Annotated in this window: 15 protein-coding genes and 2 tRNA genes; 9 read left to right on the top strand and 8 right to left on the bottom strand. The window is 66.1% G+C overall.

Annotated elements, in window-relative coordinates; translation table 11 throughout:
• Nucleotides 1–339 carry a DMT family transporter gene (locus BT264_RS24300; RefSeq protein ID WP_072441585.1) on the bottom strand — a complete coding sequence of 113 codons (339 nt, stop codon included), beginning with the start codon at nt 337–339 and terminating at the stop codon, nt 1–3.
• Nucleotides 340–342: 3 nt separating this feature from the next.
• Nucleotides 343–840 carry a heme-degrading domain-containing protein gene (locus BT264_RS24295; RefSeq protein WP_072441588.1) on the bottom strand — a complete coding sequence of 166 codons (498 nt, stop codon included), beginning with the start codon at nt 838–840 and terminating at the stop codon, nt 343–345.
• A 195-nt stretch (nt 841–1,035) separates the two neighbouring features.
• On the opposite strand from BT264_RS24295, the gene BT264_RS24290 reads away from it, so the two are divergent.
• The 7 genes from BT264_RS24290 to BT264_RS24260 all read left to right on the top strand — a co-directional run bounded on the left by BT264_RS24290 (nt 1,036) and on the right by BT264_RS24260 (nt 6,325).
• Nucleotides 1,036–1,112: transfer RNA gene (locus BT264_RS24290), tRNA-Met, on the top strand.
• A 181-nt stretch (nt 1,113–1,293) separates the two neighbouring features.
• A complete protein-coding gene (locus tag BT264_RS24285) occupies nt 1,294–1,839 on the top strand; it encodes an NUDIX hydrolase (RefSeq protein ID WP_072441591.1) in 546 nt (181 codons plus the stop codon).
• Nucleotides 1,840–1,849: 10 nt separating this feature from the next.
• Nucleotides 1,850–2,614 carry a leucyl/phenylalanyl-tRNA--protein transferase gene (gene aat / locus BT264_RS24280; protein WP_072441594.1) on the top strand — a complete coding sequence of 255 codons (765 nt, stop codon included), beginning with the start codon at nt 1,850–1,852 and terminating at the stop codon, nt 2,612–2,614.
• Between the two features lie 33 nt (nt 2,615–2,647).
• Nucleotides 2,648–3,478 (top strand): arginyltransferase, encoded by an 831-nt coding sequence (locus BT264_RS24275; RefSeq protein ID WP_072441596.1) that lies wholly within the window; start codon nt 2,648–2,650, stop codon nt 3,476–3,478.
• A gap of 97 nt (nt 3,479–3,575) precedes the next feature.
• Entirely contained in the window at nt 3,576–4,613 is a 1,038-nt protein-coding gene (locus BT264_RS24270; RefSeq protein ID WP_072441599.1) for a quinone-dependent dihydroorotate dehydrogenase, read from the top strand.
• 105 nt (nt 4,614–4,718) lie between these two features.
• Entirely contained in the window at nt 4,719–5,510 is a 792-nt protein-coding gene (locus BT264_RS24265; RefSeq protein ID WP_072441602.1) for a cystine ABC transporter substrate-binding protein, read from the top strand.
• Between the two features lie 122 nt (nt 5,511–5,632).
• Nucleotides 5,633–6,325, top strand: coding sequence for an amino acid ABC transporter permease (locus BT264_RS24260; RefSeq protein WP_072441605.1), 693 nt, complete (start codon nt 5,633–5,635; stop codon nt 6,323–6,325).
• 52 nt (nt 6,326–6,377) lie between these two features.
• Here BT264_RS24260 and BT264_RS24255 read toward each other — a convergent pair whose 3' ends face one another.
• The 6 genes from BT264_RS24255 to rnr form a co-directional block, all read right to left on the bottom strand.
• Entirely contained in the window at nt 6,378–7,364 is a 987-nt protein-coding gene (locus BT264_RS24255) for a Gfo/Idh/MocA family protein (RefSeq protein ID WP_072441608.1), read from the bottom strand.
• 101 nt (nt 7,365–7,465) lie between these two features.
• Complete coding sequence (locus tag BT264_RS24250) at nt 7,466–8,182, bottom strand: FadR/GntR family transcriptional regulator (protein WP_034184071.1); 717 nt, start codon at nt 8,180–8,182, stop codon at nt 7,466–7,468.
• Between the two features lie 273 nt (nt 8,183–8,455).
• Nucleotides 8,456–9,157 carry a ribose-5-phosphate isomerase RpiA gene (gene rpiA / locus BT264_RS24245; RefSeq protein WP_072441611.1) on the bottom strand — a complete coding sequence of 234 codons (702 nt, stop codon included), beginning with the start codon at nt 9,155–9,157 and terminating at the stop codon, nt 8,456–8,458.
• 91 nt (nt 9,158–9,248) lie between these two features.
• Nucleotides 9,249–10,121, bottom strand: coding sequence for an N-acetylmuramoyl-L-alanine amidase (locus BT264_RS24240; protein WP_072441613.1), 873 nt, complete (start codon nt 10,119–10,121; stop codon nt 9,249–9,251).
• A gap of 97 nt (nt 10,122–10,218) precedes the next feature.
• The gene (rlmB, locus tag BT264_RS24235; RefSeq protein ID WP_034184068.1) at nt 10,219–10,962 is read right to left on the bottom strand and encodes a 23S rRNA (guanosine(2251)-2'-O)-methyltransferase RlmB; all 744 of its coding nucleotides are present in this window, start codon (nt 10,960–10,962) and stop codon (nt 10,219–10,221) included.
• Nucleotides 10,963–11,110: 148 nt separating this feature from the next.
• The gene (rnr, locus tag BT264_RS24230) at nt 11,111–13,588 is read right to left on the bottom strand and encodes a ribonuclease R (RefSeq protein WP_072441615.1); all 2,478 of its coding nucleotides are present in this window, start codon (nt 13,586–13,588) and stop codon (nt 11,111–11,113) included.
• A 249-nt stretch (nt 13,589–13,837) separates the two neighbouring features.
• On the opposite strand from rnr, the gene BT264_RS24225 reads away from it, so the two are divergent.
• Nucleotides 13,838–13,924 (top strand) — tRNA-Leu (locus BT264_RS24225).
• A 466-nt stretch (nt 13,925–14,390) separates the two neighbouring features.
• Nucleotides 14,391–15,380: an aliphatic sulfonate ABC transporter substrate-binding protein gene (locus tag BT264_RS24220; RefSeq protein WP_072441618.1), complete on the top strand. Its 990-nt coding sequence runs from the start codon at nt 14,391–14,393 to the stop codon at nt 15,378–15,380.
• Nucleotides 15,381–15,545 lie beyond the last annotated feature (165 nt).

Raw genomic sequence — 15,545 nt, 5'->3', positions numbered from 1 at the left:
TCAGTGCGCCTGCATCTTCGAGAACAGGTTCAGCACCACGACGCCCGAGATGATCAGCCCTAGACCGATCATCGCCGGCACGTCCGGCACCTGACGATAGAGCAGCATCGCGACGAGCGTGATCAGCACGATGCCGGCGCCCGACCAGACTGCATAGATGATGCCGACGGGCATCGTGCGCAGCGTCAGCGACAGGCAGTAGAACGCGATGCCGTAACCGGCGACGACGAGCGCCGACGGCCAGAAGCGCGTGAAGCCGTCCGCCGCGCGCAGCGCGGACGTGCCGACCACTTCCGCGACGATCGCGATCGCGAGCCATGCGTATCCGGGAAGCTGCATCGCTCAGCTCCTTGCGAGGGCCAGCACGGCGTAGTCCTGGCCGAGCTCGGCACACAGCGCCTCGACGACGAATTCGTGGTCCGCGCGCTGCGGCAGCCCCGACGCGGTGATCGAGCCGATCACGCCGGCGCCCGCGACGGTCAGCGGAAACGAACCGCCGTGCGGCGAATATTCGGCGATCGGCAACCCGTGCTTGTCCGCCAGCGTGGCGCCGGCCTGCTGCATGCGCAGGCCGATCGCATACGAGCTGCGCCGGAAATGCGCGACGACGTTGCGCTTGCGGCGCACCCAGTCGGCATTGTCGGGGGTCGCACCAGCGAGCGCCGCGTAGAACAGCGGCTGGCCGAACGTGACGATGTCGATCGCGATGGCATGGCCGCGCGACGTTGCTAGCGCATGCATCCGGTTGCCGAGCGCCCACGCGCGGGCCGCGTCGAAATGGGGAAACACGAGCGCCTGTTCCTGCGCGCCGATCGATTGAAGATCGTGAGCGATGTCCATGAATCCGTCGATGCAATAAGGTGAGCCGCAGCGGTGCCGATGCGATCGCGCACGGCCGCTACCGAAGAGGCGAAACAAACCGCTCGATTCTAGCGCACGCGACCACCGTACCGTCCCCGCAAGACGCGACACGCGATTGTCAGAAAGTGCTTGCGCGCGCTCGGGTAACTCCTTATAATTCATTTCTTCGACGGACGCGGGGTGGAGCAGTCTGGCAGCTCGTCGGGCTCATAACCCGAAGGTCGTAGGTTCAAATCCTACCCCCGCAACCAACGTCCAGATTCATGCAAAAAGCCCGGCCCAGCGCCGGGCTTTTTGTTTTTCCGTACCCGATCCCCACACCCTCTTCGCGCACGCATGCCGCTTCGCACGGCGCGCCGTCCGCATGTGCAGGCGTTCGAGAATGCCGCGCCCCGGTGATACACTCGCATCACCTCGTCCCTTCCACTCGACATGAAATTCTGCTCCGTCTGCGGTCACGAAGTCATCGCGCGCATTCCTCCGGGCGACAACCGCGAGCGCTTCGTCTGCGATCACTGCGGCACGATCCATTACCAGAATCCGCGCAACGTCGTCGGCACGGTCCCGGTCTGGGGCGACCAGATCCTGCTGTGCCGCCGCGCGATCGAACCGCGCTACGGATTCTGGACGCTGCCCGCGGGCTTCATGGAAATGGGCGAGACGACGGCCGAAGCCGCCGCGCGCGAAACGCTCGAGGAAGCTGGCGCGCGCGTCGAGATACAGAACCTGTTCACGCTGCTCAACGTGCCGCACGTGCACCAGGTCCACCTGTTCTACCTCGCGCGGCTCACCGATCCGGGTTTCGAAGCCGGCGAGGAAAGCCTCGAAGTGAAGCTGTTCGACGAAGCCGACATCCCGTGGGACGAAATCGCGTTCCCGACCGTCAGCCAGACCCTGCGATTCTTCTTCGCCGATCGCGCCGCCGGCGACTACGGCGTGCACACCGGCGATATCTTCCGCTCGCTGCGCAACGGCTGAGCTCGCCCCCATGGTCCCCTGGCTCGGCCCGGACGATCCGTTTCCGCCCATCGAACGCGCGCTCGGTCCCGCGACCGGCGCGCCCGGGCTGCTCGCCGCGAGCGCCGACCTGCTGCCGTCGCGCCTCATCGACGCGTACCTGCGCGGCATCTTCCCGTGGTACTCGGACGGCCAGCCGGTGCTGTGGTGGAGCCCCGACCCGCGCATGATCCTCGTGCCGGCCGAATTCAAGGTGTCGCCGTCGCTGCGCAAGACGCTGAAGCGCGTGCTGCGCGAGCCCGCATGGGAAGTGCGCGTCGATCACGACTTTCCGGGCGTGATGCGCGCCTGCGCGCAGGCGCCGCGCCGCGGGCAGCGCGGCACGTGGATCACGGCGGAGATCATCGACGCCTATACCTCGCTCTACCGCTCCGGCAACGCGCACAGCATCGAGACATGGCACGACGGGCGCCGCGTCGGCGGCCTGTACGGCGTGTCGTTCGGGCGGATGTTTTTTGGCGAATCGATGTATGCGGATGCCACCGACGCATCGAAAATCGCGCTGGCCGCGCTCGTCGCCCACCTTCGCGACCAGGGGCTGGAGATGATAGACTGCCAGCAGAATACGTCGCATCTAGCGTCGCTCGGCGGCCGCGAGATCGCACGCAAGGCCTTTGTCGCTCACGTGCGCCGCGCGGTAGCCGAACCGCCGATTCCGTGGCAGTTCGACAAGCGCGTGCTCGCCGCGCTGACGGGCTCCGCCGAAACGGCGGCGCCCTCCGGGATCGAGCGCTAGCGCGGCACTCCTTCCCTGCATCGAGAGCTGCCCATGACTCACCCGACTGAGCTGCCGCTTTCACCGCTTTCGGCGCTGCAATTCTATGCAACGGCGCCCTATCCGTGCAGCTATCTGGACGGCCGTATCGCGCGCTCGCAAGTCGCGACGCCGAGCCACCTGATCAACTCGGACATCTACACCGAACTCGTGAAGGCCGGCTTCCGGCGCTCGGGCGTCTTCACGTATCGCCCGTACTGCGACGGCTGCCGCGCCTGCGTACCGGTGCGCGTGCCCATCGACGCGTTCGTGCCGTCGCGCACACAGCGCAGGATGTGGAAACGGCACCGCGCGCTCGTCGCGACGGTCTCGCCTCTGCACTACGACGAAGAACACTACGCGCTCTACATGCGCTACCAGTCCGCGCGTCACGCGGGCGGCGGAATGGATCGCGACAGCCGCGACCAGTACGAGCAGTTCCTGCTGCAGAGCCGGATCAACTCGCGCCTCGTCGAATTCCGCGACCTCGACGCCCCGGGCGGCGAGCGCGGCAAGCTGCGCATGGTCAGCATGATCGACATCCTCGGCGACGGACTGTCTTCCGTCTACACGTTCTTCGAGCCCGACGACCGGCACACGAGCTACGGCACCTACAACATCCTGTGGCAGATCGAGCAGGCGAAGAGTCTCGGGCTGCCGTACGTGTACCTCGGCTACTGGATCCGCGAGAGCCCGAAGATGGCGTACAAGGCGAACTTCCACCCGCTCGAAGGGCTGATCGACGGCCGCTGGAAGATACTCGATCCGGAACGGGTCGACCTGCCGCCCGTCGATGCGGCACTGGCCCGCGCGCCGTTGCCGGGCGGGCATTCCGGCTCGGGCTGACGCGCACCGCGGGGCTACGAAGCGAAGCACGCCCCTGCCGCGCAACTCCCGGTAAAATAGCGGGTTGTCATTCATTCCGGCTGCCCGCCCAATTCCCGTGTTCAGTTCCCTCTATCCGCTGGTCCGCGCATCCCTGTTCAAGATGGATGCGGAAGACGCTCACCACCTCACGCTGCGCGCGCTCGGCGCGGCCGGCCGCACGGGCCTCGCCTGCGCGCTGTCGGCCCGCGTGCCCGACGCGCCGCGCACCGTGATGGGGCTCACGTTCCGCAACCCGGTCGGCCTCGCGGCCGGCCTCGACAAGGACGGCGCGGCCATCGACGGCCTCGCGGCGCTCGGCTTCGGCTTCATCGAGGTCGGCACGGTCACGCCGCGTCCGCAGCCCGGCAACCCGCGCCCGCGGATGTTCCGCCTGCCGCAAGCCGAAGCGCTGATCAACCGGATGGGCTTCAACAACCACGGCGTCGACCAGTTCGTGAAGAACGTCCAGGCCGCCCGCTATCGCGGCATCCTCGGCCTGAACATCGGCAAGAACGCCGATACGCCGATCGAACGCGCGGCCGAGGACTACCTGTACTGCCTCGAACGCGTATACCCGTTCGCGAGCTACGTGACGATCAACATCTCGTCGCCGAACACGAAGAACCTGCGCCAGCTGCAGGGCGCGGGCGAGCTCGACGCGCTGCTCGCGGCGCTCAAGGACAAGCAGCAGCGCCTCGCCGACCTGCACGGCAAGCTCGTGCCGCTCGCGCTGAAAATCGCGCCCGATCTCGACGACGAACAGGTCAAGGAAATCGCCGACACGCTGTTGCGCCACAAGATCGAAGCGGTGATCGCCACCAACACGACGCTGTCGCGCGCGGCCGTCCAGGGCCTGCCGCACGCGGACGAAGCCGGCGGCCTGTCGGGCCGCCCGGTGTTCGACGCGTCGAACGAAGTGATCCGCAAGCTGCATGCCGAAGTCGGCAGCGAAGTGCCGATCATCGGCGTCGGCGGCATTTTCTCGGGCGAGGACGCCCGGGCGAAGCTCGCGGCCGGCGCGTCGCTGGTCCAGCTTTATACGGGCTTCATCTACCGCGGCCCCGCGCTCGTCTCGGAATGCGTGAAGGCGATCGCCCGCGAGCGCACCGCGTAAGTAATATAGGCATAAACAAACGATATTTATCGACTGATTGCATTTTTGCTATCATCGGTCGCACTATCGGAACAGAGCCCCAGCTGGGGCAAGGAAGCTAACACGATGAAATTTTCGCTGCTGAAGAAGCTGCTGGTTGCGGGCCTGATCGGCTCGTCGTTCGCCGCCACCGCGCATGCGGCCGATCTCCTCGACCAGGTGAAACAACGGGGCACGCTGCGGATCGGCCTCGAGGGCACGTTCCCGCCGTTCAACTCGAAGAACCCGCAAGGCGAACTGGTCGGCTTCGACGTCGACGTCGCGAAGGCCGTCGCCGCGAAGCTCGGCGTGAAGGCCGAGTTCGTGACGACCGAATGGAGCGGCATCATCGCGGGCCTGCAGGCCGGCAAGTTCGACGTGATCGCCAACCAGGTCGGCATCACCGACAAGCGCAAGGAGACGCTCGACTTCTCGCCGGCGTACACGTACTCGTCCGCGCAACTGATCCAGCGCAAGGACGACTCGCGTGACTTCAAGTCGCTGGAAGATCTGAAGGGCAAGAAGCTCGGCGTCGCGCTCGGCACGAACTACATGGACATGGCGAAGTCGGTGCCCGGCATCGACGTGAAGACGTACCCGGGCGCGCCCGAGTACCTGCGCGATCTCGCGGCCGGCCGCCTCGACGCAGCGCTCAACGACCGCCTGATGCTCGCGTACCTGACGAAGAATTCGCAGTTGCCGCTGCGCCCGGGCGCGAACGTCGGCTCGGCGAACCCGTCGGGTATCCCGTTCAAGAAGGGCAACCCGAAGTTCCAGAAGGCGATCGACGACGCGATGGCCCAGCTCGCGGCCGACGGCACGTTCACGAAGATCTCGGACAAGTGGTTCGGCATCGACGTGACGAAGCCGATCAAGTAAGCACGCCTGCATTTCCCGCCTGACGGCGGGCCGGACAGGGCGGCATCCGCAACGATGCCGCCCTTTGCTTTATTCGTCCGGTTTATGATTGCGCTTTCGCGCACGCATCCGATTCGTATTCCATGTCGACAACGTCCCTGCTCGTCCAATCGCTGCCGGTGCTCGCCCAGGGCGCCGTACTGACCGTCAAGTTCGCCGTGCTGTCGATGGTGTTCGGCCTGCTCGGCGCTGTCGTGCTCGCGATGATGGGCATCCGGCAAAGCGAGCCGCTCGACGGCTTCGAACGCATCTGGGTCAACGCGCTCGCGTGGCTCGCGCGCGCATACGTGAGCCTGATGCGCGGCACGCCGCTGCTCGTGCAGATCTTCGTCATCTACTACGGGCTGCCGAGCCTCGGCATCTCGCTCGAACCGACGCCGGCCGGCGTCATCGCGCTGTCCGCGAACGTCGCGGCTTACATGTCCGAAAGCATGCGCGGCGCGATCAACGGCATCCACCGCGGCCAGTGGCTCGCGTCGTACAGCCTCGGGCTGTCGTGGGGGCAGACGCTGCGCTACGTGATCGGCCCGCAGGCGCTGCGCATCGCGGTGCCGAGCCTGTCGAACAGCCTGATCAGCCTGATCAAGGACACGTCGCTCGTGTCCGTGATCACCGTGACCGAACTGCTGCGCAGCGCGCAGGAAGTGATCGCGGCGACCTATCAGCCGCTGCCGCTCTATCTCGCCGCGGCGGCCCTGTACTGGATCCTGTGCCAGATCCTCGAATGGGTGCAGCGCTGGTACGAAAAGCGCCTGTCGCTGCCGTCGCGGCACTGAGCGCACGCCATCCGCCGGGCCGCGCACGCGGGCCCGGCACCTTCGTTCCCGCCTACTCGCCCGAATAGCGCACGCCGAGCGCGGCACGCGCGGCATCGGTCATCGCGATCATCTGCCGCGAATGGTCGTGCGTCATGATCGGGCTTTCGGTTGCGCCAGCGCGCAGCAGGTCGCAGAAATGCGCGGTCTCGTAGTTCAGCCCGCCGCCTTCGGCCGGTGCGTCGAGTTCGACGGTGCGCCCGTCCGCATAACGGATCGTCGCGCGCGCCGGATTCCACCATTTCTCGTGAATCGTCACGTGCCCGCCGGCCGCGGCGATCAGCGCATCGCCACGGCCCATCACGTCGAGCCCGCAAAAGAGCTGCGCGATCCCGCCGTTCGCGTGCAGGCTGTTCAGGCTCGCGAACATGTCGACGCCCGTCGCGCCGACGCGGCCGAGCGTCTGCACGTCGAGCGCCGCGCCGAGCCAGTCGACCGCGAGAAACGCCTCGTAGATCCCGATATCGAGCAGCGCGCCGCCCGCACGATCGAGGCGATAGACGGAATGGTCGCCGGGTACCGACGACGATGCGCACCCCGCGCGCACGAGCCGGATCTCGCCGATCGGATCGTCATGCAGGTGCGCACGCAGCTGGCGGTACAGCGGAAAGAACGGCGGCTTCATCGCTTCCATGAAGAGCCGACCGGCGTCGCGTGCCGCACGCAGCACGGTATCGAGTTGCGCCGCGTTCAGCGTTGCGGGCTTTTCGCACAGCACGGCCTTGCCGGCGGCAAGTGCGGCCAGCGTGTACTGCGCGTGACTGTCATGGAGCGTCGCGATGTAGACCGCGTCGATGTCGCTCGCGAGGAGCGCTTCGAGGCTCGCGGCAGGCGTGCCGCCGCATGTCTCGCAAAAGGCTGCCGCTGCGTCGGCGCGGCGGGCCCAGGCACCGGCGAGCGTGGCGCCCGGCACGTGCGCGAGGCTTTGCGCGAAGCGGCGCGCGATGCTGCCTGCGCCGACGATGCCGAAGCGCACCGGGCGGTGGTCGTTGTCGTTCATCCTGATCTTCCGTGTCGGTCGTATGACGGTGGCCGGCACGCTGCCGACCGGCCGTCATGATAAACGGCTCGCCGGCACACGGATGAGCGACGCGAGCAGGTTCAGGCGCGCATGGGCACGTCGACGGAGAAATCGCGCGAGATCTCGTCGGCGCTGAAATCGATCAGCGCGAGCGAGGCCGCTTCGGCTTCGCGCGGATCGCGCCGTTCGATCGCATCGACGACACGCGCATGCGCCTTCACCGCGATCTCGTGCGCGCCTTCCTTCTGCACGACGCGCGGATTCACGAGACGCACCGCACCGCGCACGATCGCCGCCATCTGCTGGAAGAACTGGTTGCCGCTCGCCTGCACGATCCGCGTGTGCAGCAACTCGTCCGCCGTGTCGTAGCCAGGATCGCCGGGCTGCAGCACCTTGAACGCATCGAACGCTTCACGGATCCCCGCGATGTCGGCCGCGGTCGCACGCACTGCCGCCTGCGCGGTCGCGCGCGGTTCGATCAGCATTCGAAATTCGATGACGTCGCGCATGAACTGCGGATCGGGTTTTGCCCGAAATCGCCAGCTCACGACGTCTTCGTCGATCATTCGCCAGTCGCGCATCGGCCGCACGCGCGTGCCGACTTTCGGCCGCACGTCCAGCATGTCGCGCGCAAGCAACATCGACAACGCTTCCCGCATCACCGTGCGACTCACGTCGAACTCTTTCGACAGCACGTCCTGTGGCGGCAAAATGCCGCCGTACTTGTCTTCGACGATACCCGAGACAAGCCCATCCATCACTTTGGCGACCAGTGACCGGTCTTTGCCCTGCTCCATGACACCTCCCCGTGCGTCGATTTGCGAACATCTGCTCCGCAGTTCCGCCGGCCCTGGTTACTACTGTTCTTATGATCTATAAGTTGATGAGTTCGAGGATATTTCGCTATCTGGTAAACACCTGACAGGGTTATCCCTCTTTTTGACGGGGTGATTTATAAGGCTACAAAAAAGGCCCGGGAAGCGCGCTGCGCCTGCCGGGCCGTGATTTCCACAAGATTTAAACATGCAGTCCATTACGGGTTCCTGATACCGTTACGGACTGCTTCTCATTCAGCTCGCTTCGGCCGAATAAACGATCGTTTCAACGCCGTTTTCCGTGCCGAGCAAGCACAGATTCGCGCCGCGCTCGGCAAACAACCCGACCGTCACGACACCCGGCCATGCGTTCACCTGCGCTTCAAAGCCGCGCGGATCGGCGATCTGCAGCCCCTTCACGTCGATGATCTCGTTGCCGTTGTCGGTGATGTACGGTGCGCCGTCCTTCGTCACGCGCAGCACGGGCACGCCGCCGAGCGCGGTCACGCGCCGGCCGATCGCCGTGCGCGCCATCGGCACGACCTCGATCGGCAGCGGGAACGCGCCGAGCACCGGCACGCGCTTGCTGGCGTCGGCGATGCAGACGAACGTGTCGGCCACCGACGCGACGATCTTCTCGCGCGTGAGCGCGCCGCCACCGCCCTTGATCATCGCGCCGCTCGCGTCGATCTCGTCGGCGCCATCGACGTACACCTGCAGCGAGTCGACCTCGTTCAGGTCGAACACCTTGATGCCGTGCGATTTCAGGCGTTCGGTCGTGGCGACGGAACTCGACACGGCGCCGCGATAGCGCGACTTGACGACGGCGAGTGCGTCGATGAAGCAGTTGGCGGTCGAGCCGGTGCCGACGCCGATCACGGCGCCTTCCGGCACGTTCTGGATCACGTAATCGGCGGCGGCCTGGCCGACGAGGCGTTTGAGTTCGTCTTGAGTCATGGCGTGGTAATGCTGTGGGATTGCGGAAAACCGCCAGTTTACCGGACTCGGATGACGGCCCGCGTTTTTCGGCGCGCCGTGCGCCGTGCGTTCAGGGTGCGGCCGCCTCGGGCGCGTTGTCCGTCGGCTGCGTGCCGGGAAAGTATTTGTCGAGCAACGCCTGTGCGATCGCGTCGCTTTCGGCGTCCGGATTGCCCGCATAGTCGGACGGACGGAAATGCATCTGGAACGCCGCGAATACGCGCCGCGTGCGCGCGTCGAGCACGCCGTCGGTCGGCACGTCGTAGCCGTAGCGCGCGAGCTTGAGCTGCAGTTCGCGCACATCGACCAACGCGTGCGGATCGCGGCCGCCGAGCCGGGCGGCCACGGTCGCATCGTCCGGCCATGCGCCGACGCCGGCCAGTGCGAGCGCATGCCACGGGAACAGCGGCCCCGGATCGATCTTGCGTTGCGGCGCGATGTCGCTGTGCCCGACCACGCGCGTCGGCGGGATCGCGTAGCGTACGACGATGTCCTTCGACAGGCGGGTCAACGCATCGATCTGTTCGGGCGAGTACGGCTGCCAGGTGCGATTCTGCGGATCGAGCGGCCCGCGGTTCACGTTTTCGATGCCGATCGACGCCGCGTTCAATTCGGTCGCGCCCTGCCACTCGCTGACGCCCGCGTGCCATGCGCGCATCGACTCCGGAACGAGCTGGTAGACGACGGGCATCCCGTGTTCGATGCGCGGCTGCGGCGGCACGACGTAATGCACGCTGACCGAATCGCCCGTCAGCGTGCGCAGCGATTTCGCTTCGTCGCTTTCGGTGTAATGCATCACGAGAAAGCGGATCCGCGAATCGGCACCGCGCGCGTACAGGCTCGTGTCGGCGTAGTAGGTGCCGCGTTCGACGAGCGACGGCGACGTGCAGGCAGCCAGCAGGCATAGCACGGCGCATGATGCGCCGAGGCGAAACAGGGTCATCGGTCGCAAGTTCCGGAGAACCGCGTGCCGCATCGCATCGCGGCACGCGTCGTTCGGGTCATGCCAGGCACGCGCATATTGCGCGAGACAGGATGTGTCAGCCCTTCACGCGCCGCTGGCGCACGGCTTCGTACAGGCACACGCCGCTTGCGACCGACACGTTCAGGCTTTCCACGCTGCCGGCCATCGGGATGCTCATCACCTCATCGCAGGTGTCGCGCGTGAGCCGGCGCATGCCTTCGCCTTCCGCGCCCATCACGAGCGCGACGGGGCCGTCGAGCTTCGTATCGTAGAGCGTCGCCGACGCCTCGTCCGACGTGCCGATGATCCACACGCCGGCTTCCTTCAGCTCGCGCAGCGCGCGCGCGAGGTTCGTCACCGTGATGTACGGCACCGTATCGGCCGCGCCGCTCGCCACCTTGGCCGCAGTCGCGTTCAGGCCGACCGCACGGTCGCGCGGCGCGATCACCGCGTGCGCGCCGGCCGAATCGGCAACGCGCAGGCACGCGCCGAGGTTGTGCGGATCGGTGACGCCGTCGAGCACGAGCAGCAGCGCGGGGCCCTGGATGCCGTCGAGCAGCTCGGACAGGTTCTGCGCGAGCGGAACGTCCTCGACACGCGCGACGACGCCCTGGTGGCGCTCGGTATGGGCGAGGCCCCACAGGCGCGTTTCGTCGGCCGCGATCAGCCGCACGCCCGCTTCCTTCGCGGTGTGCAGGAAGTCCTGCATGCGGCGGTCGCGGCGCGTCTGGTCGTACAGCACCTCCGCAACCGTCGATGCATCGTGCCGCAAACGTGCGGTCACCGCATGAAAACCGTAAAGAACCTTCAGACGTGACATGACTGGAACAACCTTCGATCAAACGTGCGGCCGCGCGACGCGCGCGGCCGCGATCCATGGAAAAGGAAAGCGCCGCGTTGCCGGCCGATGACCGGTGACGCGGCGTCTCTCGATACTGCAGGGCGTGCGCTTGCGCCGCCCCGAACGCTCAATACTTCTTGCGGGCGCGTGCCTTCTTCGCGGTCGGCTTCGCCGCCGCACCGCCACTGCCACCGCTGCCGCCCTTCTTGCGTGCGGCACGTGCTTCCTTCACCGCGACGCTCGGTGCGCTTGCGGCCTTCTTGCGGCGCGGCGCGAGCTCTTCCGCCTGCGGCAGCGCACGCACGCGCGGGCCGTTGCGATCGGCGCCGGCACCTGCGCCTGCAGCAGCCGGCGCGGGCGACGGGCGCGGCGCCTTCACCGGCGTATCGCGCACGAGGCGGAAATCGATCTTGCGCGCGTCGAGATCGACGCGGCTCACCTGCACGCGCACGCGGTCCGACAGACGATAGCGGATGCCCGTCCGTTCGCCGCGCAGCTCATTCTTGATCTCGTCGTACTGGAAGTAGTCCGAGCCGAGTTCCGTGACGTGCACGAGCCCTTCGATGAACAGCGTGTCGAGCTGCACGAAGATGCCGAACGACGTGACGCCGTTCACCATCCCGCCGTATTCCTCGCCGAGCTTGTCGCGCATGAAGTAGCACTTGAGCCATGCCTCGACGTCGCGCGACGCTTCGTCCGCACGCCGCTCGTTCGCCGAGCAATGCAGGCCGAGCTCTTCCCAGATCGCCGTGTTCGAGCGCGAGCGGTTGCGCGCTTCGTCGTCGGCCTGCTGCATCGCGCGGGCGCGCGGCGACAGCGCGGTGTTCAGCTCGAAGCCCTCCGGCGCCTTCGGCACGTACTTCTTGCCGGACAGGATCGAATAGATCGCGCGGTGCGTGAGCAGGTCGGGATAACGACGGATCGGGCTCGTGAAGTGCGCGTACGCCTCGTACGCGAGACCGAAGTGGCCGATGTTGTCCGGGCTGTAGACGGCCTGCTGCATCGAACGCAGCAGCATCGGCTGCAGCATCTGCGCGTCGGGCCGGTCGCGGATCTGCGCCATCAGCGCCGCGTAGTCGCTTGCATGCGGCTTGTCGCCGCCGCCGAGCGACAGGCCCATGCCGCGCAGGAACGCACGCAGGTTCTCGAGCTTCTCCGGCGTTGGCCCCGCGTGCACGCGGTACAGGCCCGGATGCTTGTTGCGCTTCAGGAAGTCGGCCGCGCAGACGTTCGCGGCCAGCATGCACTCCTCGATCAGCTTGTGCGCATCGTTGCGCTGGCGCGGCACGATCTGCTCGATCTTGCCCTGCGAGTTGCAGACGATGTAGGTCTCGGTCGTATCAAAGTCGATCGCGCCGCGCTTCTGCCGTGCGGCGAACAGCGACTTGTAGACGCCGTACAGGTTCTGCAGGTGCGGCAGCAGCTCCGCGCGGCGCGCAGCCTCCGGCCCCTTCGTGTTCGACAGCACGGCCGCCACTTCGGTGTACGTAAGGCGCGCAGCCGAATGGATCACGGCCGGATAGAACTGGTACGCCTTGATCTCGCCGCGTGCGGTGATCACCATGTCGCACGCGAGCACGCAGCGGTCGACTTGCGGGTTCAGCGAGCACAAGCCGTTCGACAGCTTCTCCGGCAGCATCGGGATCACGCGGCGCGGGAAATAGACCGACGTGCTGCGCTCGAGCGCGTCGGCATCGAGCCCGTTGCCCGGCTGTACGTAGTACGACACGTCGGCGATCGCGACGATCAGCCGGAAGCCGTCGCCGCGACCGACCTTGACCGGCTCGCAGTACACGGCGTCGTCGAAGTCGCGTGCGTCCTCGCCGTCGATCGTCACGAGCGGCACGTCGCGCAGGTCGACGCGGAAACGCAGGTCGGCCGGCCGTACCTTGTCGGGCAGCGCGGCGGCTTCGTCGAGCGCCGACTGGCTGAATTCATGCGGCACGCCGTACTTGCGCACCGCGATTTCGATTTCCATGCCCGGATCGTCGATGTCGCCGAGGACTTCGGCGACACGGCCGAGCGGCTGCGAATGACGGCTCGGGAAATCGGTCAGATCGACGACGACGACCTGCCCGACCCTCGCCTTCTTCACGTTCTGCGTGATCAGGATGTCGTGGCCGATGCGCTTGTCTTCCGGCGCGACGATCAGCGCGCCGTTCTCGTTGAGCAGGCGGCCGATCACGCGCTTGTTCGCGCGCTCGGTGACTTCGACGACATGCCCTTCCGGCCGGCCGCGGCGATCGTAGCCGACGATCCGCGCGAGCACACGGTCGTTGTGCATCACCTTCTGCATTTCGCCGTTCGGCAAAAACAGGTCGTCCTGGCCGTCGTCGCGGATCACGAACCCGTAGCCGTCGCGATGCCCTTGCACGCGCCCTGCGACGAAATTCGACGGATGGGTCAACTGGTAGTGGCCGCGCTTGTCGAGGCGGATCTGGCCGTCGCGCTCCATCGCGGCGACACGCCGGAAGAACCCTTCGCGCTCCTGACGCTTGATCGACAGTGCTTCGGCGATGTCGTTGGCAGCCAGCGGCGCATCGCTCGTACGCAGCACGCCGAGAATTTCTTCACGGCTCGGAATGGGGTACGGATATTTGCTCAAGGGTTTGTCGATGATTGTTCTCGTTGCGTTGACTGATGGTGCACGGCATCAACATAGAGGTGTCCGTCAGACAGTTCTATATTGACGGCGGCGGGTCATTCTATCACCCGCCTGTGTCGCCAAATGACGGGAATGCCGCGGGCGGGCGCGACGGCGGCCGGTTTGCGATGCATCGCAAAAAAGTGTTGACACGAATAATTGGGGCGCTATAATTTCGCTTCTTTGCAGCAAGCAGCTACTGCAAAACGTGCCCAGGTGGCGGAATTGGTAGACGCACTAGGTTCAGGTCCTAGCGGTGGCAACACCGTGGAGGTTCGAGTCCTCTCCTGGGCACCACTTATTTAAAAAGGTCGGCTTCTAGCCGGCCTTTTTCTTTTTCAGGCCCAGGAAGCAAAGCGCCTGCGCGCTTTGCGGGAGGACTCGAAAGGCTGCGCTTGCAAGCGCAGCCGGGGTCGCGCTCGTGTGACCGAGTCCTCTCCTGGGCACCACTTGTTTTATAAAAAGGTCGGCTTCTAGCCGGCCTTTTTCATTTCCGACTCGGGAAAAAGAGCGACTTACTCACCGATGAACCTGCGCAGCAACCGGCACGGCTCGTCGAACTCGGCCTTCATGAATTTCCGCAGGCGCGCGGATTGAGCGCCTTCGGCACGATCTCCGGACTCTGCGCGGCGACCGCCTCCCCACCCACCCTTATGCCCGCCAGTCGGATCGATAGCAGAATTTATCGGTTATCGCCCGCCCTCCCCGTTGGTACGTTAGCCGGCCCGCTTCATTGCAACGAACCCAACGAGGAGCACGATTCATGACGTCGATGAACCGTCGCGCATTCGCGCGCGCGATGCTGGCCGCAGGCCTCACTGCGGCGGGCGTCCGAACGCACGCCGAGACCACGCCCGCCGCATTGCGCATTGGCTACCAGAAGTCTTCGACGCTCATCACACTGCTCAAGACGCGCGGCGCACTCGAGCAGACGCTTGCGCCGCTCGGCCTGCGCGTGTCGTGGCATGAATTCGCGAGCGGGCTGCCGCTGACCGAAGCGCTCAACGTCGGCGCCGTCGATTTCAGCGCCGACGTCGCCGACACGGTCCCGGTCTTCGCACAGGCCGCGCATGCGCGTTTCGTGTACGTCGCGCAGGAAGCGCCGTCGCCGAAGGCACAGGCGATCGTCGTCAAGCAGGACAGCACACTTCGAACGCTCGCCGATCTCAAGGGCAAGCGCATCGCGGTCACGAAGGCGGCCGGCAGCCACTACCTGCTGCTCGCCGCACTCGCACGCGCAAAGCTCACGCCCGCCGACGCGGCGATCCACTACCTGACGCCCGCAGATGGCCGCGCAGCGTTCGAGCGCGGCAGCGTGGACGCATGGATCACGTGGGATCCGTATGTCGCGTCGGTCGACCGGAATCCCGACGTGCGGATTCTGGCCGACGGCAACGGACTCGCGTCGTACCAGCGCTACTACCTCGCATCGAGCAGTTTCGCCGCCGCGCGGCCCGACGTTGTCCAGATCCTGTTCGACCAGTTGTCGCAGGCCGGCGCGTGGCTGCGCGACCATCCGCAGGAGGCCGCGAATACGCTTGCGCCGATCTGGGGGCTCGACGCGGCGACTATCGCGCGCGCGAACGCGCGCCGCAGCTACCTCGTTCGCGCAGTGGTCGCGCAAAATTTCGGCGAACAGCAGAAGATCGCCGACACGTTCCTCGCCGCCGGACTGCTGCCGGCACGCGTCGATACGGGCCAGGCGCAGCGCTGGAATTTCGCGGCAAAACGCGCGGATCCGGTCGGCGCGTGAGACTCCGTCGCACAAGGATGCGATATTTTTATCGCTTCGGATGAAATTGTGTTGACAGACTTCGAAGACACGCTAGAATAGCGGTCTTCGCATCGCAGCAAGCGAAACGTGCCCAGGTGGCGGAATTGGTAGACGCACTAGGTTCAGGTCCTAGCGGTGGCAACA

The organism is Burkholderia sp. NFPP32 (genome assembly GCF_900119325.1).
Classification (GTDB): Bacteria; Pseudomonadota; Gammaproteobacteria; order Burkholderiales; family Burkholderiaceae; genus Burkholderia; species Burkholderia pyrrocinia_C.
The sequence above is the reverse complement of the archived record's forward strand: the minus strand, read 5'-3'. Positions and strand labels throughout refer to the sequence as shown.